The organism is Streptomyces corchorusii (assembly GCF_001514055.1).
Taxonomy (GTDB): Bacteria; Actinomycetota; Actinomycetes; order Streptomycetales; family Streptomycetaceae; genus Streptomyces; species Streptomyces olivaceoviridis.
The window spans coordinates 169,842-192,474 of the sequence record NZ_KQ948366.1; the positions used below are offsets into that span (position 1 = coordinate 169,842).

At 69.8% G+C, this 22,633-nt stretch carries 19 protein-coding genes and 3 pseudogenes; 7 read left to right on the forward strand and 15 right to left on the reverse strand.

The genetic code is table 11. The annotated features are described in order from the left end of the window. Positions 1-59: 59 nt before the first annotated feature. From AQJ11_RS34410 to AQJ11_RS34420, 3 genes and pseudogenes are all read right to left on the reverse strand, one after another. A complete protein-coding gene (locus AQJ11_RS34410) occupies positions 60-1,664 on the reverse strand; it encodes an amino acid permease (RefSeq protein ID WP_059265835.1) in 1,605 nt (534 codons plus the stop codon). A gap of 994 nt (positions 1,665-2,658) precedes the next feature. After that, positions 2,659-3,474 (reverse strand): class I SAM-dependent methyltransferase, encoded by an 816-nt coding sequence (locus AQJ11_RS34415; protein WP_059265836.1) that lies wholly within the window; start codon positions 3,472-3,474, stop codon positions 2,659-2,661. 79 nt (positions 3,475-3,553) lie between these two features. Beyond that, positions 3,554-3,933: pseudogene (locus tag AQJ11_RS34420) on the reverse strand (ATP-binding protein); the annotation flags it as partial. Positions 3,934-3,962: 29 nt separating this feature from the next. On the opposite strand from AQJ11_RS34420, the gene AQJ11_RS52510 reads away from it, so the two are divergent. Further along, entirely contained in the window at positions 3,963-4,811 is an 849-nt protein-coding gene (locus AQJ11_RS52510) for a CbrC family protein (protein ID WP_341846309.1), read from the forward strand. Here AQJ11_RS52510 and AQJ11_RS46970 read toward each other — a convergent pair. Together AQJ11_RS46970 and AQJ11_RS34430 are read right to left on the reverse strand one after the other, a co-directional pair. Next, positions 4,812-5,069 (reverse strand): annotated as a pseudogene (locus AQJ11_RS46970) (transposase); the annotation flags it as partial. Continuing rightward, the gene (locus AQJ11_RS34430) at positions 5,023-7,935 is read right to left on the reverse strand and encodes an AfsR/SARP family transcriptional regulator (protein ID WP_244218495.1); all 2,913 of its coding nucleotides are present in this window, start codon (positions 7,933-7,935) and stop codon (positions 5,023-5,025) included. The gene AQJ11_RS34430 and the pseudogene AQJ11_RS46970, both read right to left, overlap by 47 nt. A 282-nt stretch (positions 7,936-8,217) precedes the next feature. Between AQJ11_RS34430 and AQJ11_RS34435 the strand changes: the two genes are divergently transcribed. Further along, complete coding sequence (locus AQJ11_RS34435; protein WP_059265838.1) at positions 8,218-8,742, forward strand: S26 family signal peptidase; 525 nt, start codon at positions 8,218-8,220, stop codon at positions 8,740-8,742. Between the two features lie 559 nt (positions 8,743-9,301). Here the strand turns inward: AQJ11_RS34435 and AQJ11_RS34440 are convergent. After that, a complete protein-coding gene (locus AQJ11_RS34440; RefSeq protein ID WP_059265839.1) occupies positions 9,302-9,889 on the reverse strand; it encodes an Imm21 family immunity protein in 588 nt (195 codons plus the stop codon). 638 nt (positions 9,890-10,527) lie between these two features. Then, positions 10,528-11,478 carry a hypothetical protein gene (locus AQJ11_RS34445; protein WP_059265872.1) on the reverse strand — a complete coding sequence of 317 codons (951 nt, stop codon included), beginning with the start codon at positions 11,476-11,478 and terminating at the stop codon, positions 10,528-10,530. A gap of 548 nt (positions 11,479-12,026) precedes the next feature. Between AQJ11_RS34445 and AQJ11_RS46975 the strand changes: the two genes are divergently transcribed. After that, on the forward strand, positions 12,027-13,007 hold the full coding sequence (locus tag AQJ11_RS46975; RefSeq protein ID WP_159061732.1) for a helix-turn-helix domain-containing protein: 981 nt from the start codon (positions 12,027-12,029) through the stop codon (positions 13,005-13,007). A gap of 166 nt (positions 13,008-13,173) precedes the next feature. Continuing rightward, positions 13,174-13,665 (forward strand): hypothetical protein, encoded by a 492-nt coding sequence (locus AQJ11_RS34455; protein ID WP_244218488.1) that lies wholly within the window; start codon positions 13,174-13,176, stop codon positions 13,663-13,665. Between the two features lie 61 nt (positions 13,666-13,726). Here AQJ11_RS34455 and AQJ11_RS46980 read toward each other — a convergent pair whose 3' ends face one another. Together AQJ11_RS46980 and AQJ11_RS46985 are read right to left on the reverse strand one after the other, a co-directional pair. Further along, positions 13,727-14,632, reverse strand: a complete 906-nt coding sequence (locus AQJ11_RS46980; protein ID WP_159061733.1) for a WD40 repeat domain-containing protein — start codon at positions 14,630-14,632, stop codon at positions 13,727-13,729. 24 nt (positions 14,633-14,656) lie between these two features. Continuing rightward, a complete protein-coding gene (locus tag AQJ11_RS46985; RefSeq protein WP_167360893.1) occupies positions 14,657-15,124 on the reverse strand; it encodes a MarR family winged helix-turn-helix transcriptional regulator in 468 nt (155 codons plus the stop codon). 208 nt (positions 15,125-15,332) lie between these two features. Between AQJ11_RS46985 and AQJ11_RS34475 the strand changes: the two genes are divergently transcribed. Then, positions 15,333-15,872 (forward strand): phenolic acid decarboxylase, encoded by a 540-nt coding sequence (locus tag AQJ11_RS34475; protein ID WP_059265840.1) that lies wholly within the window; start codon positions 15,333-15,335, stop codon positions 15,870-15,872. A 681-nt stretch (positions 15,873-16,553) separates the two neighbouring features. On the opposite strand, the gene AQJ11_RS34480 is transcribed toward AQJ11_RS34475, so the two are convergent. From AQJ11_RS34480 to AQJ11_RS34490, 3 genes are all read right to left on the reverse strand, one after another. Then, positions 16,554-16,790: a hypothetical protein gene (locus AQJ11_RS34480; RefSeq protein WP_059265841.1), complete on the reverse strand. Its 237-nt coding sequence runs from the start codon at positions 16,788-16,790 to the stop codon at positions 16,554-16,556. 126 nt (positions 16,791-16,916) lie between these two features. Further along, positions 16,917-17,483, reverse strand: coding sequence for a dihydrofolate reductase family protein (locus AQJ11_RS34485; protein WP_059265842.1), 567 nt, complete (start codon positions 17,481-17,483; stop codon positions 16,917-16,919). 1,444 nt (positions 17,484-18,927) lie between these two features. Continuing rightward, complete coding sequence (locus AQJ11_RS34490) at positions 18,928-19,350, reverse strand: MerR family transcriptional regulator (protein ID WP_107120915.1); 423 nt, start codon at positions 19,348-19,350, stop codon at positions 18,928-18,930. A gap of 55 nt (positions 19,351-19,405) precedes the next feature. Between AQJ11_RS34490 and AQJ11_RS34495 the strand changes: the two genes are divergently transcribed. Then, complete coding sequence (locus AQJ11_RS34495; RefSeq protein ID WP_059265843.1) at positions 19,406-20,377, forward strand: SDR family NAD(P)-dependent oxidoreductase; 972 nt, start codon at positions 19,406-19,408, stop codon at positions 20,375-20,377. 80 nt (positions 20,378-20,457) lie between these two features. Here AQJ11_RS34495 and AQJ11_RS34500 read toward each other — a convergent pair. The 3 genes and pseudogenes from AQJ11_RS34500 to AQJ11_RS52855 form a co-directional block, all read right to left on the reverse strand. Further along, positions 20,458-20,835: pseudogene (locus AQJ11_RS34500) on the reverse strand (SDR family oxidoreductase); the annotation flags it as partial. Positions 20,836-20,840: 5 nt separating this feature from the next. Then, positions 20,841-21,080 (reverse strand): fumarylacetoacetate hydrolase family protein, encoded by a 240-nt coding sequence (locus tag AQJ11_RS52850; RefSeq protein ID WP_398781076.1) that lies wholly within the window; start codon positions 21,078-21,080, stop codon positions 20,841-20,843. Beyond that, the gene (locus AQJ11_RS52855) at positions 20,968-21,219 is read right to left on the reverse strand and encodes a fumarylacetoacetate hydrolase family protein (protein ID WP_398781078.1); all 252 of its coding nucleotides are present in this window, start codon (positions 21,217-21,219) and stop codon (positions 20,968-20,970) included. The genes AQJ11_RS52850 and AQJ11_RS52855 overlap by 113 nt, the downstream gene beginning before the upstream one ends. A 543-nt stretch (positions 21,220-21,762) precedes the next feature. Here AQJ11_RS52855 and AQJ11_RS34510 point away from each other — a divergent pair. Further along, positions 21,763-22,614 carry a FadR/GntR family transcriptional regulator gene (locus AQJ11_RS34510; RefSeq protein ID WP_059265845.1) on the forward strand — a complete coding sequence of 284 codons (852 nt, stop codon included), beginning with the start codon at positions 21,763-21,765 and terminating at the stop codon, positions 22,612-22,614. Positions 22,615-22,633: the final 19 nt, after the last annotated feature.

Consider the following 22,633-nt stretch of genomic DNA (forward strand, 5'->3'; position numbering starts at 1 on the left):
CGGGCGACCAGGTGGTCGGGCGATCAGGCGGTCGGGCGGTGGGCGGTGGGCGGTCGGGGTCACGCCGGCTCGGTGACGGCCCGCGCCTCGGCCGGCGGCTCGACGTGCGTGTGGGGTACGTGCCTCAGCTCGATACGGCGGTGCAGCCGGCGGACGAGGAAGTAGCCGGCGCCGACGGCCAGGCTCAGCCCGATGAACAGCGGGGCGCTCCACCGCAGCCACCACGTCCCGCCGGTGAGGTCGTAGATCTCCGGGCGGGGCCAGGCCAGGTTGACCGTCATGCCCGTCTGGTAGAGCACGGCGAGCGTGTTGACCGCGATCCCCCGGCGGCCCAGCGAGAACAGCGGCCGGCCGGTCTCGTCGACGCCGCCGGGGAGGCCGCCGGTGCGCCGGTGCCGGATCCGGGTGACCAGCAGCGGCAGGGTCACGCCCAGATAGGCCAGGTACAGCATGGCGATGCAGAGGCTGGAGAGGGCGGTGAAGATCGCCGACTGGCGGACGTTGACCAGCAGGGCGATCGCGGCGCCCACGCCCACGACGACCGACGCGACGACCGGTGTGCCGGTACGGGCGGAGACCTTGCCGAGGTGCCGGTGGAACGGCAGGGCGCCCTCGCGCGCCATGGAGTACATCATCCGGGCGCCGGAGCTCTGCACGGCCAGGGTGCAGGCGAACACGGCCACCGCGACGCAGCACAGCAGCAGTCGGCCCAGGACGCCGCCGAGCCGGTCGGTGAGCACCCAGGACAGGCCGCCGACGGCGAGCTTGCCGTCGGTCAGGCTGGGCGCCGCCAGCAGCCCCGCGAGGATCAGCAGCGCCCCGCCGACACCGGAGGTGATCAGCGCCCGCAGGATGGTCCGGGGGGTGGTCCGGCGCGGGCTGTGGGTCTCCTCCGCCAGTTCGCCCGCCGAGTCGAAGCCGACCATGACGTACGCGGCCATCAGCGAGGAGGCGAGGAAGGCACCGGCGTAGCCGCCGTGGCCGGACCAGCCGGTGTCGTGGAGCACGGCCTGCGGGCCCCGCTCGGGCAGGAAGAAGAGCACCAGCACCAGCACGACCACGCCGATGATCTCGACGGTGACGCCGAAGCTGGTGGCGGCGGCCGTCTGGCGGATGCCGAGGATGTTCACCACGGTGGTGACCACCAGCAGCAGGCAGCCCAGCAGGACCGCGTTCCGCGCGCCGGTCGGGGAGCCGAGCGAGGGATCGGCGCCCGGCCCGCCGACGAGCTGGAAGCCGGACCAGATGCCCGGCAGCACCGCCTGCGCCGCGATCGCTGCCGCCGCGACCGTCAGGATCTGCCCGATGATCATGATCCAACCGGTGAACCAGCCCGCCGTGGTGCCGGCGAGCCGGCTCGACCACTGGTAGATCGCCCCGGATATGGGCCAGCGCGCCGCCAGTTCGGCGAAGCAGAGCGCGACCAGCAACTGGCCCGCGAAGACCAGCGGCCAGGTCCAGAAGAAGGCCGCGCCGCCGAGGCCGTAGCCGAGGCCGAAGAGCTGGAAGACGGTGGTGAGGATGGACACGAAGGAGAAGCCCGCGGCGAAGGACGCGAAGCCGCCGACTCCGCGGCGAAGTTCCTGCTGGTAGCCGACGTCGGCGGCACTGGTCGTGACGTCACCGTCAGGGCGCTGCCGAGAGACGAATTCGGGCCGGCTCATCGCCGCACCTCCGATCGGTCGCGGATACCTGTCGATTGACAGGTATGGCGATGCTCGACCGCACCGGTCTCGCGCCCGAGTCCCGGGCGTTAACTTCGTGTATCCGGTGCCGGGTGCGGTGTGACCCGGCCGGCCCGCCGCGAACGCGGCGCACATGCCACTGCGCGTGCGTGGTAGGGGCTACGGCCTTCCGACCGGCCTCGTCCTCGGGGCCAGCATCCCCCTGGTGAGTCCACGCCTCACTCCGCCGAGTGGCACGGGCAGCGCGAGCGGAGGTCGCTTGAGGCCGCAGGGTCCGTCTCAGGGGGGGGAGGCAGGGCCGTCTCAGGAGGGCAGGCAGGCCGTCTCATGGGGGGAGCCAGGGCCGTCTCGGGGGAGCGGCGTGGGCCCTCGCGGGTGCAGCGGCGGGGCGCCGCCGACCGTACCCGGCCTCCTGGCCCTCCGGTGTGACGCACCCGCGTGAGGGCAGTTGATACGGAGGTGGCGGGTCCGGCCGCGAGGCGATCAGCCTCACCAGGGTGTTCCGGCTGACCGGCACCTTGAAGGCCCCCGTCATCCGGGCGCCGGCCCGGACCGCGAGCGCAAGACCGACCGACACCGGCGTCGACCGCAGCCGCTCGGTCCATCGCCCTGACCCCGCGGGTGAGACCGGGTACTTGCTCGGCAAAGGTCATGCGCTCGCAGAATTCCTCCCCGCAGACGAACCTCCGCAGACGAACCCCCGCAGACGAACCTCCGCACCCGCAACGACACCACGACGAACGTGCCCGCTGTCGGCAGGTCACGAGGAAATCGCCGTCAGCAGCCACGTGTTCGCCCCGACCAGCGCCCGCACCCTGGACAGGCTCACGGCGAAGGGCTGTCGACCACACCGCCATCCAGCCAGGCGATTTCCGGGCGGACTTCAGTGTCGTAGGCGGTCAGTGCGCGTTTGAACCCGCCTCCACTCATCAGGCCCCTTTGGAATCGATCATCCGGGGAACCGGGAGGCGCTCTACCGGCGGACCGCCGCGATCAGTCCGCCGGGCCGCTCCTCGCGCTGCGGCGGGGTGCTGATCGGGCGGCCGTAGGCGGCAGCGAGCTCGCGCAGGGTGTGGCTGTCGGCCTCCCAGCCGTGCCCGGCAAGCCAGCCCACCGGGTCGTCGGGCATCTCCGAGATCCACATGGACGCCGCCGATCCTGGCACGGCGTCCGCGCCGAAGCGCTCGATCACGCCGCGCGAGCCCAACGTCAGCCCCATCCAACTGCCCGCCGCCGACTGCGCGCTGATCCGGGCCAGCAGCAGTTCCACCGCGTCCTCGGGCAGATAGATCAGCAGTCCTTCGGCGATCCACACGGTCGGCACCGCCGGGTCGTGCCCTGCGGCGGCCAGCGCGCCTGGCCAGTCCTCGCGCAGATCCACCGCGACGGTGATCCGCTCGCAGCGTGCGACGGCCCGCTCCTGGCGCAGCACCGAAGCCTTGAAGTCCAGTGGGGCGGCGGTGTCGACCTCGAAGAGCCGGGTGCCCTCGGGCCAGTCCATCCGGAAGGCCCGGCTGTCCATGCCGGCGCCGAGCAGCACGACTTGCCGGACCCCGGACGCGGAGGCCTGCTGCAACAGGTCGTCGAGGAACTTCGTCCGGATGACGATGGAGAACGACACGGCCAGCCGGCGGCGGCGCGCGGCCTCGTCATCGGGCAGCGGCGGCGAGGAGGGCCATAGGCCGCCGGCGGTTGCGAAGGCCTGTGCCAGCGGGTCGCGGAACAGCGCGTTCTCCCGCTCGGTCTCCAGCGCCCGCACCCTGGCCACCCCCACCGCCGTGGCCCACACTCCCGACGGCTGCACCCGCTCCTGCTCATCAGTCACCGCGCCAGCCTAGATGACCAATTCCGAGGGGAGCTGATGAGTGGAGCTCCATATCACCCAGCTCATCAATGCAGAGAAGATCGACTCGGCCATAGCGGGCGATGGTCTTGGTCAGATCTTCTCGTCCGCGGCCTCGACCAGCTCGTTGACGAGTTCGGTGGCGCGTGTGGAGAGGACCCGGTAGCCGGCCATCGCGGCTTCGGTGCCCAGCGCGATCAGCAGGTGCGACTTGCCGGTGCCGAAGTCGCCGATCAGGCAGAGCGGCAGGCCCTTCTTGACCCACTCGCAGGTCGCCAGGGTGTGGATGACCGCCGGGTCCACGCTGGGGTTCGCCTCGAAGTCTAAGGCCCGCAGTGATTTCTCGCGTGGGAGCTGGGCGGCCTTGATGCGCCGTTCGGGGCGGCGGCGGGCTCGGTCGTCGCAGGTCGGGGAACTGGGCAGACAGCCTGTACTTGCTTGACCTCAGGTGGATGAACGGCGCGCCGTTCATCCACCGCGGCGGCTATTCCAATCACCGATCGTCGCCTGACCTGGTCGAACTGTTCGAGTATGTGGCCGCGGTAGCCCCTGGTTCCTACGGGCTCCTCCACGTTCACGATGACGAGGAACCGGGACACGAGAACGATGTGCGCGTGCTAACAAGATGTCTCGATTGGCCGGGCCACGAGGAGTCGGGCACCGCGCTTGATCAGGGACCTGCTCGCGGACAGACTGCTCTCCATGAGATCAGTAGGCATGGCCACCAGGGTGCAGATCGGGAACCGGCGATGAGTGCCAGCCTGCCCTTCTTTCGCTATCACCCAGACCCCCTCGCAAGTGGGTCCATCCGGGCGGCCTCCGAGACGTGTGCCTGCTGCAAGGGCAACAGAGGCTGGATCTACACGGCCACCTTCTACACGGCCCAGGACGTCAGCGGACGACTCTGCCCATGGTGCATCGCAGACGGGAGCGCGGCTGAACGCTTCGCGGGTGAATTCACCGACGCGTACGGGCTCGACGGTGTCAGCGAGGAGGTCTTGCATGAGGTCACCCGCCGCACCCCTGGCTTTCACGCCTGGCAGGATCCGCACTGGCTTGTCCACTGCCAGGACGCGGCCGCCTTCGTGGGCGAAGTCGGGTACGCCGAGCTTGCGGCGCATCCCGAAGCCCTCGACCAGCTGCGGGCCGACATGCGCACGGCCGGTTGGCACGACGAAAGCCAGCTTGAGCACTTCCTCGTCAACCTGGGCGAGGGGGCAACCGCAATGCTCTTCCGTTGCACCGTCTGCGGCACCTATCTCGCCTATGCCGACGCCTCCTAGCTAGGAGTCGTCCGCTTGGGTGACTCGTCGATAGCAGATAAGGGTGCAGGCGATGCTGGTGGAGGCCAGGAAGTGGCTGGCCTTGCGTTCGTAGCGGCGATGGAGGCGTCGACGTCCGACGAGCCAGGCCAGGGTGCGTTCGACGGTCCAGCGGTACTGTCCCAGCAGTTGGCTGGAGTCTGTGCCCTTGCATGCGATCCGAGGCGTGAATTCACGGCTGCGTAACCATCGTCGCAAGTGGTTGCAGTCGTAGCCCTCTTGAAGGGAGGCTCCTCCGCGATGTCTGCTTCATGCAAGGGACCTGTTGAGGTCCTGAAGCATGGTGTGTATCCGGTCTAGTTCGGTGTCGTGGCGACCGGCGTCGGTGAGGATGGCGATGGCCCGTTGCCAGGCGTCCTGTGCCGCGTCGAGGGCACCGGTGGCACGGTGTAGTTAGTTCCCCCAAGTGCACGAGCGTCTCTGCCTCGTTGTAGCGATGGCCCAGTTTCCGGTTGAACTCCAGGCTGTGCCGGTAGCAGTCGATGGCGTTGCGGTAGTCGCCAATCTGTTGGTACGCGTAGCCGAGGGTGTCCCATGTGCCGGCTTGACCGCGTTCGTCCTCAAGTTCTTGTTGCAGGGCCAGCGCTTCTCGGCAGTGGGAGATAGCCTGCATGTGGTCATCGAGCTGGATGTGGTCCCAGCCGACCGCGTTGAGCGCTCTGGCGCGTCCGGACCGGTGACCGAGCGAGGTGAAGAGCTCCAAAGCATTGAGATCGTGGCGGAAAGCCGTCTGCTGGTCGCCTTGGTACTCGTGCAGCCAGCCCAACGCGATGTGGGTGTGGGCCTGCCCCAAAACATCGTTGACCTCCGTGGACAGTTCAAGTGCCCGTGCAAGTGCACTGCGGGCCTTGAGGCCACGGCCCGTCAGGGCATAGGCGTAGGCGAGCTCTCGATGGCGCTGAGCCTGTGCCGAGCGGTCACCGAGCCGCGTGGCGGCTGCCAGGGCCGTTCGCTCGACCGTCTCCACGTCGTACCACCGGCCGCCCCGGGTGAGGAAGGTGATGGTTGTCCACGCCAGATGCCAAGCGCACGCGTCGCTACCGGCTAGCGCCGCATGTTCAACAGCCGCGATCAGAGTCGCTCGTTCGCGGGTGAACCACTCCAGGGCCTGGCGATGGGTGGTGAGCCGTTCGGGAGAGACGCCGTCCGCCCCAGGTGACAGGCTGACGGGGTACCTGTGCGGTGACAGCAGTCTGTCAGCGGTGTGGGCGGTGTGAACATAGTGGTCGAGTATCCGGCCCACGGCCGCGCTTCGCTCCGTGTCGGAATCGAGGGTTTCGGCGAGTTCGGTGGCGTACGCGCGCAGCAGGTCGTGGAAGCTGTAGCGGCCGGGTGTGTGTTCCTGGAGCAGGTGTGCGGCTTGTAATTCGCGCAGGTGCGTGCGGAGGCGGGGGAGGGGAAGGGCGGTGAGGCTGGCGGCGGCGGGCAGAGCGATGTCCGGTCCCAGTGCCAGGGCGAGCTGCCGGAACACGTCGGCTGTCTGAGGGGCGAGGGCGCGGTAAGAGGCGGCGAAGACCGCGCGTAGGTTGGCAGTCGCTTCGCCGGCGTCCAGGGCATCGAGCCGGGCGAGCGTGGTCTCCTGTAGTTCCGCGGCCAGTGCTTTCAGAGTGAGGGCGGGATTCATGGTGGCGCGGGCCGCCAGGATGCTGATCGCCAGTGGCAGGCCCGCGCAGTGCTTCAAGAGGGAACTGCTGGCCTCGGGTTCGTAGGCGATCCTCTGGGGGCCGAGGTGGCGGGTGAGTAACTCGTGTGCCTCGGCGTCGGTCAGCACATCCAGGGTGAGAGGGGTCCCGCCGTGGGTGGTGATCAGGCCGACGAGTTGGTGACGGCTGGTGACCAGGACGGTGCAATGTTGACTTCCGGGGAGCAGAGGCAGCACTTGGGCGGTGTCACGGGCGTTGTCAAGAACGATGAGAAGGCGCCTGTCTGCGACCAGGCTGCGGTAGAGCGCTGCCTGGGCGTCCAAGTCTGCGGGGATCTGAGCGGGGGCTACGCCGAGGGAGTCAAGGAACATGCGCAGCGCCGCTTCTGGCGGTACCGGTTCGCCGGTGGGGGAGAAGCCGCGCAGGTCGGCGTACAACTGGCCGTCGGGATAACGCTCCTGCTGCTGGTGGGCCCAGCGCAGAGCGAGCCAGGTCTTACCGATGCCGCCAGTACCCCCGATCGCGGAAATCACCACCGTGCCGCCCCGCTCAGCCTGTGACTCCAGCAGGCGATCCAGACTGGCCAGCTCGCGGTCCCGGCCGACGAAGAACGGCGGCGGCGCAGGAAGCTGCCGGGGCACCGGAGCGGACTCCGGTCCGGTCCCGGCCGCGGACTTGGGGACAGGTGTGGTGAGCGCCGGGTCTGCTGCGAGAACCTGCTGGTGGAGCTGCCGCAGCGCCGCGCCGGGGTCGGTGCCCAGCTCTTCCGCCAATCGCCGCCGGATCTCCTGGTAATGCGCCAGGGCGTCCGCGGACCGGCCGCCGCGGTAGAGCGCCAGCATGAGCTGACCGGCCATCCGCTCATCCAGCGGATGAGCCTCAGCCCGCGCGAACAGTTCGGCCAGTACCCGGTCGTGCTGTCCCAGACGCAGCCGGATGTCGGCCAGGTCCAGCTGCGCGGCCAGCCGCTCCCGTGCGAGGAAGTCGCGCTGGGCGTTGAACCACGGGGTGTCCACCCCGGCGTACGCCTCCCCGCGCCACAGCCCCAGAGCCTCTTCCCATAACGACGCCGCCCGCTCGTCATCGCACACCGCGCGGGCCTGGCCGGCCAGGCCCCGGAATCGGTGGACATCCACCGATCCGGCCGGCACCTTCAGCCGATAGCCGCCCTGGTCCCGCACGATGTCCACCCCGACCCCGGACAGCACCTGCCGCAGCCGGGACACATACCCGTACAGCGCTTCCCGGCCCCGACCTGGTGCGTCCGCGCCCCACACCCGGTCCACCAGGACATCCGCCGGCACCACACCCTCAGCGTCGGCGATCAACGCCCCCAACACCCAACGCTGCCGCGCATGGCCCACATCCACCGGCACCCCGCCTCGCCACACCGCGATGGCGCCAAGGACCCCGAAGCGCACCGCCACCTCTACGCCCTTCATGGTCACGTCACTCTGCTTACCCGCCGCTGACCACCGGGTACAGCCCGATTCCAGACGTCCCGAAGGTTTCCCGAAGACGGCCCCGGCACGGTGAAGACACCACTCCCGCTCGATTCCCAACAGCTCCGCAACGGGCTGAGCTCGGTCAGCTGTTGGGTGAACGCCGGGGCTGGGCGTGGGCCGGCGATGCGCTCGCCGCCTGCCCGGCTGTTCGCGATGCAGGCCAGCGGCTACCGGCCCGGTACACCGGTAACCGCCTTCGACACCTGGGGAGGTGCTCCCATGCGGCCATCCGGCCGACGGCTGTTCCCGTTCGCCTTTGTGGCAGTCGGGACGACCCTGCTGGGCGTACTGCTGGCACGGCGCCGCTTCGCGGTGATCACTGTCGCCGGTGCCAGCATGGAACCGGCCTATCGAAGCGGCGACCGGGTGCTGGTCCGACGGCTCAGCCAGAGCGGGCGCACCGGCATCGAGAAGGGAGGGGTCGTCGTCGCAACGTGGCGACTGCCCTCCGGTGACCCGCCGGGAGAGCCCGCGCAGCCGCGCGGCGCGTCCGGCCAGCCGACGGGCGAGCCACTCGATGCCCGACGCTGGATGATCAAGCGCGTCGTGGCAGGCCCTGGCGACCTGATTCCCGGAGGTCTGGGACCCGCCCTTATCGCTGAGACCGGTAAGCCCGTACCGCGGGACCGGTTCGTGGTCATGGGCGACAACGCTGCTCATAGCCACGACTCTCGCCACACCGGCTACGTCGAAGGCGGCGACATCCTCGGAGTGGTGATCCACAGGCTCGAACGCCGCCGGTGAGGCAGGCAGACCGGCACGGGCAGGGACAGCGGCAGGGCCGCAGCCGGGCGAAGGCACGGCCACGGATGCGCCGGTTGGTGTCACACTCGTCGCGCTCCACCGCCCCGCGCCGGCATCTGGCAGCCACATCACAAGGTGCGCCGCCCGGGGTGCCTCGCGTACGCCCTGGCGTGACAACGGAGCGCGAGACGGCTCTCAGACTGCACCCCGCTCGGCTGCCGCCGCGCGCTCGTCGCCGGCCAGGAGGCGGCGGCGTCGCCCCCGGGTGGACCCGGCCGCGCAAAGGCGATGGAGCGGTGGACCACCGCGATGTCCCAACTCAGCCGCCGATGTCCCTGAGCTGGAACGGCGGGAACCGGCGACCGGTCGGCCGCGATCGAGCAGGCCCGCACCGAGTGCCACTGCCAGGCCGATGCTCCCCACGCCGCAGCCCAGCACAGGGCTCGGATGACCGGGACTTGGGCGCACATGCCTGCATATCGCAGAGAAAGAACACTGTCCTGTGTCATCACACTTTGACCGATTGCCACCGAAGTTCGAGTGGCTGGGGTGTCGAGGGTCATGAGCGACCGTCCTCGGTGACGAGCTGCACCAAGCCGACCCATGGGAACTCGCCGCTCTTATGGACCGCGCGCACCCTCCACTGGCCGGCTGGGAGCTGCACTGGAGCCTGGTCCGGCCGGCCCCCGTCGGGATGGTCCACTCCCAGATCGGCGCCCGCTTCGGCCGAATCCATCAATACCGCCGGGCCATCGGTGACCCACAGTCCGCCATCCTCCCAAGCGGTGTCCGGATCGGCCAGGACCGCCTCGGCTGCCGTGAACAACTCGGCCTCGGAGTCCGCAGCCAGCCACCGCACGAACAGCAGCTTCTCCGGCAGGAAGCACGTCTTTGCAGGTTCATCGGCCAGGACAAGCGCAGTGACGGCGCCCGCACCCACGGCGATCACACCGGCCCAGTCCTCCACCTCGCAGGCGCGGTCGTAGTCATCACGGCCATCGGCATCACCGAGGACGGAACCGTCCTCCGTGCATCCACCCCAGGCGCTTACCGAGGACTCCGGAACGACGACCAAGGGGCCGCCCATCGACCGCACCCACACCAGCCCAGCACGGCCACAGCGATCGGTGTCGTGAGAAGCATCCATGCGCGCAGTCTGCCGCCGACCACCGACACCGCTCGGAGGCTGGAGCCGGGTCGGTCAACGTGGTCACTTGAGGCGGCGTGGCAGGTGTCCTCGTGCATGGCCGACCGCGGCACGACTCGGCGGTGATCATGCGGGCGGTCGCGGCGGGCGGGACGATGACGTAGAGGACCGGGATGCGGTCGGCGACTTCAGGGTGCCGGGTCTGGTCCAGGAGCTCGTGGGCGCGTCCCAGCTGGGTGAGGGCGATGGTCTTGCCGGTGTCGGCGGGGCCGGAGACGATCAGACCCCGCCGAGCGCTGATCGCATGCTTGTTCAGCAGGACCAGGCGCCGACCGCAGGTGACGGTGTGCCGGTCCGTGGACGTGGCGACCACCCGTAGCCGGGCATGGTGGTCGAGCCGTTCCTCGTCGTGGAGCTCCCGCTGGAGCGGCTGGAGCTGTGCGTACTCGTCCTCGCTCAACAGCTCGGCGAGGCGGGAGGTGCGGTGGTGAAACGGCGTCATCCTTGCAGGGCCCAGCTCGAACGCGGCCAGGTCCGGATCTGCGTACGCCTCCGCGAGCTGCCCCGACCACCCGCACTCCGTAACTCATCAGACTTCGATGGCACAGGTGACCTCTCGCAGCGAAGCTTGAGCATGCTCAGCGAAGGCTGTATTCGATCTTCTTTTCCCGTATCAGCTTCTCCAGCTCTGTGCCCGACAGTGGATGCAGAGTGTCCAGGAGGAGGCGTAGCCCGGCTTCGTCCAAGGTCTGGCTGGTGACCTCGACCTCCGCGTTCTGGTGGCGGCGTATGAGGGTGACGGCGCGGCCGCTGCCGGGGAAGTCGCGGACCGTGAGCATCTCGCCGTGCGCGTCTACTGTGCAGGTCACGCCCTTCTCCGCAGGCTCTGGGCATCGGAGTGCCGGCGTGAGCGGCCCGCGCACCATGAGGTCCACATACCCCAACTCGTGATGGACGGGGCGGTATTCGACGTGGAAGTAGGCGGGGCCGACCTCGGCACGGGACAGCTGCATTCCGGGCGGCGCAGTGCCCAGGAACAGCAGCTCCGGATGCTCCCGGTACCGCGCGACCTCTGCCTCGTCCTGGCGCTGCTGTGCCTGCGCCGGGCCGACGAAGCCCCCATAGGCCACCCCGCCCGCCAGTACGGCCAGCGCCCCCAGCCGCACCCACCGGCTCGGCACGAAGAAGGCCGCTGCCACGGCATATGGCACCCCTGTCAGCGCGATGCGGGTACTGGCGCTCCCCAGGTCAACCTTTTCGGCGTAGGCGGCCACACCTGCCAGGACGCCGAGCGTGCCGAGGGCGAAGACCAGTACCGCCCAGCCGAGCCGCTTGGGCATGGAGCCGCACAGGGGCACCACGGTCCGCACCGGTATGCCTGCCGTGGCCAGCAGTCCCACCATCAGCGGCACACCCACCGCGAAGACCGGCGTCGTCGAACCCACCGCGAAGACCGGATCCGTCGCATCGGCCGCACCACCCCAGGCCGCCATCACCAGTTCGAAGCCGAACGCCGGCACCGCGGTCGCCATCGCCGCCCAGACCAGGAAGAGATGCAGGGCCGTCAACGCCCCCCTGCCACTTTTCATATCGCGGAGCCTGCCAGCCGGCGTCCTTGCGAACATGAGTACGCGTACTCAGCGCGGAGCACCGCCGTCCGGGTGCCGTGCGACGTTGTGCAGGTGTAGGACGGCTACCGCGGCCAGGGCATGCGTGCTCAACCATCAGTGAAGAAGGCGAGCGTGAACAGGTGGCACTTGACGGCCTCGCCCGCCAGCCGGACCCACACGTCAGCGAAGTCCACCTCGGTGCAGGAGAAGATACAGCGGCAGGCACGGGCTTCGTGATCATTGGGCTTCAGACACCACAATGACCACGAAGCCCGTGCCTGCCTTCTCTTCACCCCAACCGGCCACTCCCCAACCAGCCGCACAACGCTGGAACTTGCAACCGCCCCGGCGAATGCAAGCCGCCGGCCGAACACCTCACGAAAACGTGCGCACACTGAACGGCTGACCGGGCATTTCGGCTGGCCGAAACAGTACTCACCCATGGCGTTGCCCGATTTCGTCCTGTCCGTCAGAGACAGCGATGGGTACGTGTGTAAGCGTTGTCCAGAGAAGCCAGAGGGAGGATTATGGAACGGGTTTTCGACAGCGAGGACTTCCTTGGACTAGAGGCTCTGGACGCCTGGACGGAAATGGCACACAGGGACATCATGCCGAAGGCCTTCCGTGTTGTTGACGGTGAGGTGTTCCGCGGTTGGTTCGACGAAATGGCTCTGGGGCCGGTGCAGGTCTCCTCGGTGGCCTACTCGTTGATCACCACGTCACGGACGCCCAGGTCGATCCGCGTGTCCGACCCCGAGAGCCTGCAGATCGTCATGCCCCGCCGCGGCCCGCACTTCATCGAGCAGAACGGACGCAGCACTCTCGTCGAACCCGGGGAAATGGTGCTGTTGAGCAGTTCCCGGCCGTTCCAGTCGTACGCCATAGGCGAAGCGACGCTCATGCAGTTCCCGATCGCCCTGTTACCGGCGGGCGCTCGTCATATTGACCGACTGGTCGCCTGCCGCTTGCCCGGCGACAAAGGGATCGGCCAATTATTGGCCGACTATTTGGCCCGCGTGACGGTCGATCACACGTCCTACACGCCCCCGGACATGCTCCGGCTCGGCACGATCGGCCTCGACCTCGCGGCCGCCGTTCTCGCCCATCATCTGGAGCGTGAGAACGAGGTCCCGGCCGACAGCCGGCAACGCGTGCTGTACGCCCGTGTCACGTCGTTCATCGAGAAGCACCTGGGCGACCCCGCGCTCACCGTCGACCAGGTCGCGGCGGCCCACCACATCTCCACCCGCTCACTGCACCGACTCTTCCAGGCCCACGGCGCGAGCGTCCGCGCTTCGATACGCGAACAACGCCTGGAACGCTGCCGCCGCGAACTCAGCGATCCGGCGCAACGGCACGTTCCCATCAGAGCCATCGCCGCTCGCTGGGGATATCCCCGCCCCGCCGACTTCACCCGTGCCTTCCGTGCCGCCTACGGTGCCGCGCCCGCCGACTATCGGCGCCAAGCCCTCTCTCGCCCGGGTGCCGGGGCGACTTGGGGCGAATGACCCTCACGGGGCCCCACCAGCTGAGGACGCTTCCTCGTCCCCTGGCGCTCCGTGCCAACGGTCTGGCGCCTCGCGCTAACGCGAAGCGCGGCGCCCGTTCCCAGACTGGACGGGTCGGTGCCACGTCAGAAGCGCACCGGAGAACCTCTGGGAGGCAGAGAGAGCGATGAGGCACACAGCCAGGCTCACGACGAGCCGCCACCAGATCCGTCGCACCGCCCTCGTGGCGGCCGCCCTGCTCGCCATGGCCTCGGCCGCCGGGACCGCCGAGGCCGCCACCTCGGCTGCCGGACCGCACGGGACGGCCGCGACAGCGGGACCGGCCCCGGCATCCGGCAGCGCCCCCGCGCGGGCCTGCACGGTCGACGCACCGCGTTTCACCAGCTACGCGGGTACCGGGTCCAACGACCCCGCCTACTGGCCCGCCCGGGGCACCTACGCCACCACCACCAGCCGATGCGGCGACATCAACCTGAAGCTGGACACGACGCGCTCGGTGCGCACGTGCTTCAAGTCGGGGTCCAGCTGGACGTGCAACGGCTGGCGGACCCTGAGCTCCGGCAGCTGGGGCCTGGCAGCCAAGGACGTGCTGGACGGCACCAAGTTCTTCCTGCAGTTCAGCGGGACCGCTCGCGCGTCGGGCCTGATCGACTACTGACGACCGCTCCCGGCACGTCGGACCCCACCGTCCCGCCCGCCGCCCGGCGGGCGGGACGGTGTCACACACCCACGCACGGCACGGAGAACTGCGTGGCCCGTACGACGTGACCGGCCCCCGGCGCCCACCGTCGAGCCCACGCGCACACCCTCCGGTAGGGCACCTCGGCCAGGAAGTCCGCCCATGCCGTCCGGGAGAGGCCGCCGCCGGCCCGTGCGCACACCGCCGCCGCGACGGAGGCCGGCGCCAGCGCATAGGCGTGCGAGGGCACGTCCTGGTTCGCCACGTACAGGCTGTCACCCCTACCGTCGCCCCGGAACACCAGGCTCAGCACCTGGTCGGCCGACGCGGGGAGCGTCGTACCGAGCGCCTGATTCGAGCTGACGTCCCACAGCCGTACGGTGCCGTCGAGTCCGCCGACCGCCAGGACGGCTCCGTCCGCGGAGAAGGCGAGCGTGGTGACCGGGGCCGCTGCGTCCTGCTGGTGACTGGTGAACAGACCGGGGAGCGCACCGCGCCAGCGCGTCAGCGTGCCGTCCAGCAGGGTGACCCGCCCCGACCCGTCACCGACGGCCACGTAGCGGCCGTCACGGCTGAGCGCGAACTGCGAGACGTCGCCGCCGGCCCCCGGATCCGCCTGCCCGCCGTCGCCGGTCGGGCCGCCGTGCGAGTCCGGGTCCAGGGGCATCCGTCCCACCCGCCCGGTGGACAGGTCCGCGTAGCTGCCGTCGCCGGCCGCGACCCGGCGTCCGTCGGCGGTCACCGTCAGACTGCCGCCGCCGATGCCGCGGATCGTCCTGTGCCTGGCTCCCGTCCGCGCGTCCCACACCACCAGCCGTCCGTTCGCCCCGCCCGCCTTCGAGGAGGTCACCAGCCAGCGCCCCTCCGGAGTGAGCGCCAGGCCCCGGACGCCCACCAGCATGCCGGCCTCGGGTCGCTCGGTCCTTCGCCCGGTGAGGTCCGGCAACTCCGCGGTGTACGCCGACTCGGGTCACGATGTCGGCATGCCGCTGCCGCTGCCGGTGCCGTGAACGGCTTGCAGCGCGGTGACCAGCCGACCGAGGGCGGGCAGCGCTTGGTCCAGGGCCGCCCGGTCGGAGTCGGGCAATTCCTCGACGACCTGGGTGAGCGCTGCGGTACTGGCACGGTCGTAGCGCTCCAGCAGGTTCAGGGCCTCCTGAGACGCGGTGAGTACCACGGTTCGCTGGTCGTGTTCAGGGCGGACTCGTTCCACCAGCCGTGCGCCGGACATCGTTCGGACGAGGTTGCTCACGGTGGAGGGAGCCACTCGCAACCGTTCTGCCACCGCGCCGGGGCTGAGGCCCTCGGGTGACGAGGACAGGGCCCGTAGCAGCTCGATCTGTGCCTCCGGCAGGTCGGGCAGCCCCTCGGCGTTCCGGGTGGCGCGCAGCACGGCGCGTCGCAGCGGACCCAGCAGCCCGCCCAGTGCGACAGCCACCCGGGCTGATCCCGGCACCGTGGGCGCACCTTCGCCGTGCCTCCAGGCCCCTACTCCATCTGTGTCGCGCATGCCGTCATTGTGACCTGCGACCGCACAGTTTTGCATCGCATACATTTTTGTAGCAAAATAATTTCTGGGTTGTTGGGATCGGCCCAGTGCCGCATGCCGAACGCCCCCACCTGAAGCACTGCAAGGAGCACCACCCATGACCGTCGACTACGACACTCCGACCACCGTCGAGAACCCCGTCCCGCCGCAGGACCTGTCCGGCATCGTCGGGCACCGGTTCATCTACACGTACGCCAACGGCTGGCAGTACGAGATGTACGTGAAGAACGCAACGACCATCGACTACCGCATCCACTCGGGCATGGTCGGCGGCCGCTGGGTGAAGGACCAGGAGGTCGATCTGGTGCAGCTCGCCGACGACGTGTACAAGGTGTCGTGGAACGAGCCGACCGGCACCTCGGTCGTCGTCAATGTGCTGCCCCGTCGGCGGGTCCTGCACGGCACCATCTTCTTCCCCCAGTGGATCGAACAGGACGGCAGCAAGACGGTGCTCTTCCAGAACGAGCACCTGGACGACATGCGCGCCTACCGGGACGCTGGACCCACCTACCCGATCTACGTCGTCCCCGAATTCGCCCGCATCACCCTCTTCGAGCACGTGGGCGAGGATGATGAGGGTGTCGTCGCGGTGGGTCCGAAGGACCTGCCCGAGGGTTTCGCCGACCGCACCAACTGATCGGTACCCGCCCGCACGGATCGTGGCTCGCTACCCCGGCCACACGGTTCACCTGGACGTCATTTCAGCCCGTCGGAGTCCATGAAGGACCCTCCTGACACGTCCGGGTACAGCGGCTTGCCGCCCCAGAGGGATGAAGGCCGCGGCGCGCCCGGCTACGTGGGATTGCCTGCACCCGGACAAGAGCCCGAACCTCTGACCCCCTGATGCCGCAGGCCTGACGACTCGCCGGTCCGGATCCGGCGGTCCGGATCCGCCGGGGCGGCGGATCCGGTGGGGCGGCGGATCCGGTGGGGGGCGACCGTAACGCGCGGCCCATGCCCACGCCCTCACCGACCGGGGCGCCCTCCACCGACACGACCACCGCGCCGGCCTCGAAGCCCCCCTACGACCAGCTCACGAACACCGTGCGCCGGTCCAGAAAGGGGGCGGCGACGTGGGTCGACGTCCCTCCCCCCAGCAGTCGGCACCGACCTGAAGCCGGGGTCCTCGCACCCGTAGTCGCTGTCGTTCTGCCGGGCGTGGGGCGGGTGGGCGCAGACGATGAACCGGTTGCCGTCCGCTGACACCAGCATCCCCTCCCCGACCGTCCCGTCCTGCGGCCCGACCACGCCGACGGGGGGCCGACGGCACGGCCGGTACGGGCGTCCATGGCCCGGAAGACGCCGGGGGAGACGCGGCTCAGCACCCGGTCGTCGCCGAGCCGGCCGACGACGCCGACGCATCCGCTGAGCAGCGCCGCGCCGAAGCCCTGGTGAGCGGTCCTGAGGAGTCCCGGGTGTCGAAGACGGTTCCGAAGTCCTCGGGCGCGGTGGCCGTGAGCCGACGGCCGTTCGGCGCGCGGTGGACCAGGTACGCCCGGACGGCGCAGGCCGGCTTGTCGGTGACGGTCAGCGGCAGACTGTGACCGGCGGACACGCCCTCGTCCGTCAGGTGGTGATCACCATCGGCGGACCGGGAACCGATGCGCTGCCCGCCGTCGGGGCGGTGTACGTGAATGGCAAGCCGCCGCTGCCCCCCGGCCGCGAGCCGGCGCCAAGCTGCTCAGCGTCTCTTCTCGTACCTGGTCAGGACCACGCCGCCGGGAAACGTCCGCGTCTCCACCAGGTGCAGGTTCGCCCAGCTGTCCAGAGCGGTGAAGAAGGGCGTGCCGCCGCCCACCAGGACCGGATGTGCGGCGATCACGTACTCGTCGATCAGCCCGGCGCGCATGGCCGCCCCGGCGAGCGTCGCGCCGCCGATGTTCATCGGGCCGCCGTCCTCGGCCTTGAGCCGACTGATCTCGGCGATCGCGTCATCCGTGACCAGGCGGGTGTTCCAGTCGACCTTGGCGATCGTCGAGGAGAACACCACCTTCGGCGTGTCCCGCCAGTTCCGCGCGAACTCGATCTGCGCCGGGGTGGCGTCGGGCTTCTGATCGCCGGTCGGCCAGTAGGAACTCATCGTCTCCCACAGCTTGCGCCCGTACAGCGACAGGCCGCTCGCCCGCTCGTGGTCGAGCCACCACTGGAACAGCTCGTCGCTCGGTGGTCCGCCCCAGCTGATGTCGTCGCCGGCCGCGGCGATGTAGCCGTCCAGGGTCAGGTTCATGCCGTAGATCAGTTTCCGCACGGCCCAGCCTTTCCGTCTATCGGTGTCCGGTGTATGGACCAGCGCGGCGCAGGAAACTCATCGGTGCGCGATCTGATTGCGGGACCTGGTCAGCGCGCTGGTCGCCGCGGAACGCGGCGCCGGCTACGTGCCGCGCGCCGCAAGGCCGGAACCGCAGATGCTGTTCGCCGGGTTCACCGGTGGCCCGCCTCGCCCGCCCCGCCCGTTGCGCGAGCCGACGTGCATGCCGGCCGTGGTGCCCTGGTGACGCCGCCTGCTGCGTCAGGCGCTGTCGTGCCGCAGCGGTGCCCGGTCGTGTTGCTGGTACGACGGCGGCGACTGGCACCGGGTCAACGCGATGGCGATCGAGGCCCTCGGACGGGCCCGGACGCAAGACGTGGACCCCGACGGCCTGGAGGAGTTCGCCACCGCCCACGCGACTACGGCCGAGGCCACCGCTTGGGAGACCGGGGCGCCGGCCGCCCCGTTCAACGTCGCGAATCGCCCTCCCGCGGCACCGGCTACACCAACGGCCGGCACCGCGCGCAGGCCACACCGGAGTGCGGCGCACGCCACACCGTCGTCCTGCACCGCGCTGACGAGACGCAGCCCGCGACGCCCATGCCAGGTGATGCGGTTGGCCATGACGCCTCACGTCCTCGATCGGCCAGTGCCCCACACGCGCAGGCCGTCTGGGAAGGGAGGGCATGACGAAGTCGCTCGCGCGAGTCGCGGACTTCTGCGGTCCCCTCCGGCGGTGTGGGCGTCGGGGTTGTGGACCGGGCGCGGCGCGGTTGCCCGATGGTGCTCCTGGCATCGTAGCGGCCGCCTCGGACAACCGCGGGGCCGTACCGGTCCGGGTTGAAGGCGTCCAGCGCGCGCCATCTGGTGGGGTCTGTTCACGGACCTGCGCCCCGTCTGCCGGTTGGCAGACGGGGTGGTGTGGTGAGCGGTGCGGGTGTTGGGGGGGATGGGGGTCGCACCGACGCTGCGTCGGCGGTGCAGTGGCTGGAGCCCGCCCGGCGCCGGGCGGCATCAGGGGCTGTTCGGTGGCCGCGGCCCGGGCGCACGAGGTGGGCGTCCTGCGCTCGGCCCGCAGGGTCCTGTCGGCCGCAGTGCTGAGGCGGCGTCGGCCTGGGTGCCGGACGAGGAGGAAGGAGACGGGGTATGGGGTGACGCGGTTCCGGCGGCGGTGTGGGCGGCCCCGGCGCCGCGGTCGTCCGCCGGTGACGTCGCTGCGGCGCGCCGGCCGTCTACCCGGCTACCAAGCGGCGGGCCCGCTACGGGAGTTGGTGTGCAGCGCTCATCCCGCGGCGGGAAGCAGTTTTGCTGGGACCGGCCGGTTCGGCTCGCCCTGGCGGGTCTGGTCCGCCGCGACGTGGAGGAGACCGCACCCGACGCGCGGCGCCTGGTCCTTGGCGTCGACCTGGACGACATCCGCTTAACGCGATCATGCCTCCTTGCCTCAGACCGTCGGGTCCCACAGTCCGCCGGCCTCGCCGCGGGCCAGGTGTTCGGCGTAGACGCCGACCTTCCAGGCGATGACCGAGCGACACTCCTCCAGCGCCTGGATCTGTGCCTCGACACGCTGCTGATGCGCGTCGAGGAGCTGTAGTCGTTCTGCCTCGTTGCCCGGGCCATGCCGTACCAGCTCGGCGAACCGCTTGAGGTCGGCCAGCGGCATGCCGGACTCGCGTAGTTTCACGCAGATCAGCAGCCAGTCGACATCGGCGGTGGTGTACCGCCGCCGACCGCCCGCACTGCGCTGGACCGGCCCGACCAGCAGGCCCTCGCGCTCGTAGAAGCGCAGGGCATGCACACTGAGTCCGGTCCGCTCGGCCACCTCGCCGATACTCAGTTGCTCCGCACGGGTCTCGACACTCGCCATGCCGCCCAGCCTAGGACTTGATCTAGACCTCGCTCTAGTTTCTAGCGTCGTCGGCATGACCATCACTGATCAGCAGCCGCTCGGCTCGCCCTTCTCCGCCACCAGCACCACCGAGGACGTCATCGCAGGCACCGACCTCTCCGGCGCAACCGCCATCGTGACCGGGGGCTACTCGGGACTCGGTCTGGAAACCACCCGGGGCCTGGTGGCCGCCGGGGCCCGCGTCATCGTTCCCGCACGCCGGCCCGCTATCGCCCGCGCCGCTCTCGCAGACGTGGAAGGCTGTGACGTCATCCCCATGGACCTGGCCGACCTCGACAGCGTGCGCGCCGCCACCGCACACATCAACGACTCCCTCGGCAGGCTCGAACTCCTCATGGCCGTCGCCGGCGTCATGGCCACCCCGGAGCGCCGCGTCGGACCCGGCTGGGAAAGCCAGCTCGCCGTCAACCACTTCGGACACTTCACCCTCGCCTGCGAGCTCTACCCGCTCCTGGCCGCCGCCGGCGGTGCGCGCGTCGTCGTCAACAGCTCCGCCGGGCACACCTTGACCGACATCCGCTGGCACGACCCGCACTTCCGCACCGGCTACGACAAGTGGCTGGCCTACGGCCAGGCCAAGACCGCCAACGCCCTGTTCGCCGTGCACCTCGACGCCCTCGGGCGCGACGACGGCGTCCGGACGTTCGCTCTGCACCCGGGCAAGATCATCACCGGCCTCCAGCGAGAGATGACTCTCCAGGAGCAGATCGACCGCGGCTGGGTGGACGAGCACGGCACCGTGATCGGCGCCGACTTCAAGACACCCTCCCAAGGCGCCGCCACCGGCCTGTGGGCCGCCACCTCCCCGCTCCTCGACGACCGCGGCGGGCTCTACCTTGAGGACTGCGACGTCGCACGCGTCTCCGCCCCCACCGCGCCCATGGACGACGGTGGCGTCCGTGCCTACGCCATCGACCCCGACGCGGCTGCACGGCTGTGGGACCTGTCCGTCGCGGCGACCGGCGCCACCCCTCTCCCGCGATGAGCCCCGATGCTCTGCTCCTGGCCGGGCAGGAGCTGTTCACCGACGTGATGAACCAGTTCGGCCTCGATCCGCGGCTCTGCGATCGCCGCGTGCGCGGAGGCACGCAGTGCCGGCAGCGCGGCTCGGGTGACGCGCACCATCCCTACGACGTTCATGTCCAGCACCCGGTGCCACTCTTCGTCGGAGTTGTCCTCGACATCGTCCTGGGCGCCGATCCCGGCGTTGTCGACCAGGACGTCCAGACCGCCGAGAGCCCTGACCGCGTCGCGGACGGCTGCCACGACCGATGCGTCATCGCTGATGCCGCCGTTGAGGTGGGCGGCGAACTCCCCCGGTGCTTGCGCCGCGACGTCGAGCACGGCCACGCGTGCGCCCTCGTCGGTGAGCAGCCGGGCGGTGGCCGGACCGATGCCGGAGGCGCCGCCGGTGACCAGGGCGGCGAGCGACTGCGAACGCACCCATGTCAGACCTCCTGGAACGTCTGTTGCCGACGGCCGAGACCGTCGATCTCCACGTCCACGACGTCTCCCGCGCGCAGATAGGGGGTGCCGGGCAGACCGAGAGCGACGCCTGCGGGGTCCCGGTATGGATCACGTCTCCGGAGCGTCGGCACCATGAAGTGACTGAGGTCGCGGACCAGTTCGAAGAAGCAGAAGATCATGTCGGAGGTGCTGCCGTCCTGGCGGACTTCGACCGTTGACACTCAGCCGTAGGGCGCGTGCCTGAGGGTCGGGCACCTCGTCCGCTGTGAGCAGCCACGGTCTCAGCGGGTTGAACGTCTCGCGGTTCTTGCCCTTGTCCCACTGGCCACCGCGCTCCAGTTGGAACTCCCGCTCGGACACGTCGTTGCTGATCGCGCAACCGGCGACGCATGCGGCCGCGGCGGCTTCGTCGGTCAGGTAGCGGGCCTCGCGGCACCAGGGGTCAGGCCGTCGACGACGCGACGCAGGTCCCTCCCTACGCCGTCGGCTGCGGACAGCAACGGGGTCTCGGCTCCCGGCGCGCCGTGCCGGGCCAGTCTCATCGCGGTCCCACGCGTGTGTATGGGACAAGGCTGCCGCATGGCGCTGACGGTGCCCCGTGCGGGCCCGAGTTGCAGTTGCGGCTCACGTAGCCGACCCGTGGCGGGCGCAGAGCCGTTGCCGCGGCACTCCGCCCAACTCCCCTTCAAAGGATCTGCTTCATTTGATGGGCAGGACCCTAGGGATGCGATCTATCGTACGCAACAGGCATGACGAGATGCCCCATTTATTCCTACACGGGGCGCCTCAACTCGTCCAAGAATTCGGTTCTGTTCGACACCTTCCCCACCACGTAACGCGGGTGCCATAGTGACCACCTCCGATGAACCTGATTAATCTGAACGGGTAAGAAGGGGGTACACAGTGGCGGATCCGTCACGCGTCTCCGACGCCGGAGATGACGAGGCGTCGCGTCCCTACCGGCCCGGCTACGAGCTGGTGGCCGAGCAGTTGCTGGACTACATCGCCGAGCAGAAACTGCGTCCCGGCGACCGGCTGCCCACCGAGCAGGGCCTGGCCCAGATCCTGGGCGCCTCGCGCAACGTCACCCGCGAGGCCGTGAAGGTCCTGGCAGCCATCGGTCGGCTGAGCGTACGGCGCGGCGCCGGCATTTTCGTCGCCGAGACGTCCAACGGACTGGTCGAGGACTCGCTGTCGCACTTCCGGCCGACGAGCATGGAAGACGTCCTGATGCTCCTCGACTACCGCACGGTGATCGAGTCGGAGACGGCCCGCCGGGCCGCCACTCTCGCCACACCCATCGAGGTGCGGGACATCCGGGAGGCCGCGCAGGCCTCGCTGGCAGCGGCGGAACGGAACGACGGCCACGAGTTCGCCCGAGGCGACAAGGCCTTCCACGACGCGGTGGGCGCCGCCTCGCACAATCTCTTCCTGCGGTCCAGCGTCGCCGGCGTACGCCGCCTGGCGTCCCAGTCCGACGTGCTGCTCTTCCACGGCGACGCACCGGGTTCGCTGGAGGTCGCCGCACGTCAGCATCTCGCCATAGCCGAGGCGGTCGCCGCGGGGGAGGCCGATCTCGCGCAGAAGCTGATGGTGGAGCACATCGCCACCACGCGGAGCCAGTTCGAACGCAAGATCCGTGACCGGCTGTTCAACCTCGGCGACCGTGCCACCGCCACCGAGGCGCCCACACGGCCGTCGACAGGCACCCGCCCCGACGACCGGCAGCCGCCCCCGCGGACGTCGGCCTCGTAAGCCGGCACCGCACCGCACC

What these genes read in the sequence shown, in the direction of transcription:
- AQJ11_RS34440 (WP_059265839.1), bottom strand. Translation starts at nt 9,889, where the DNA reads ATGGATGCTTCTCACGACACCGATCGCTGTGGCCGTGCTGGGCTGGTG.
- AQJ11_RS34435 (WP_059265838.1), top strand. Translation starts at nt 8,218, where the DNA reads ATGCGGCCATCCGGCCGACGGCTGTTCCCGTTCGCCTTTGTGGCAGTC.
- AQJ11_RS34495 (WP_059265843.1), top strand. Translation starts at nt 19,406, where the DNA reads ATGACCATCACTGATCAGCAGCCGCTCGGCTCGCCCTTCTCCGCCACC.
- AQJ11_RS34430 (WP_244218495.1), bottom strand. Translation starts at nt 7,935, where the DNA reads ATGAAGGGCGTAGAGGTGGCGGTGCGCTTCGGGGTCCTTGGCGCCATC.
- AQJ11_RS34475 (WP_059265840.1), top strand. Translation starts at nt 15,333, where the DNA reads ATGACCGTCGACTACGACACTCCGACCACCGTCGAGAACCCCGTCCCG.
- AQJ11_RS34490 (WP_107120915.1), bottom strand. Translation starts at nt 19,350, where the DNA reads ATGGCGAGTGTCGAGACCCGTGCGGAGCAACTGAGTATCGGCGAGGTG.
- AQJ11_RS34455 (WP_244218488.1), top strand. Translation starts at nt 13,174, where the DNA reads ATGAGGCACACAGCCAGGCTCACGACGAGCCGCCACCAGATCCGTCGC.
- AQJ11_RS46975 (WP_159061732.1), top strand. Translation starts at nt 12,027, where the DNA reads ATGGAACGGGTTTTCGACAGCGAGGACTTCCTTGGACTAGAGGCTCTG.
- AQJ11_RS34445 (WP_059265872.1), bottom strand. Translation starts at nt 11,478, where the DNA reads ATGAAAAGTGGCAGGGGGGCGTTGACGGCCCTGCATCTCTTCCTGGTC.
- AQJ11_RS34410 (WP_059265835.1), bottom strand. Translation starts at nt 1,664, where the DNA reads ATGAGCCGGCCCGAATTCGTCTCTCGGCAGCGCCCTGACGGTGACGTC.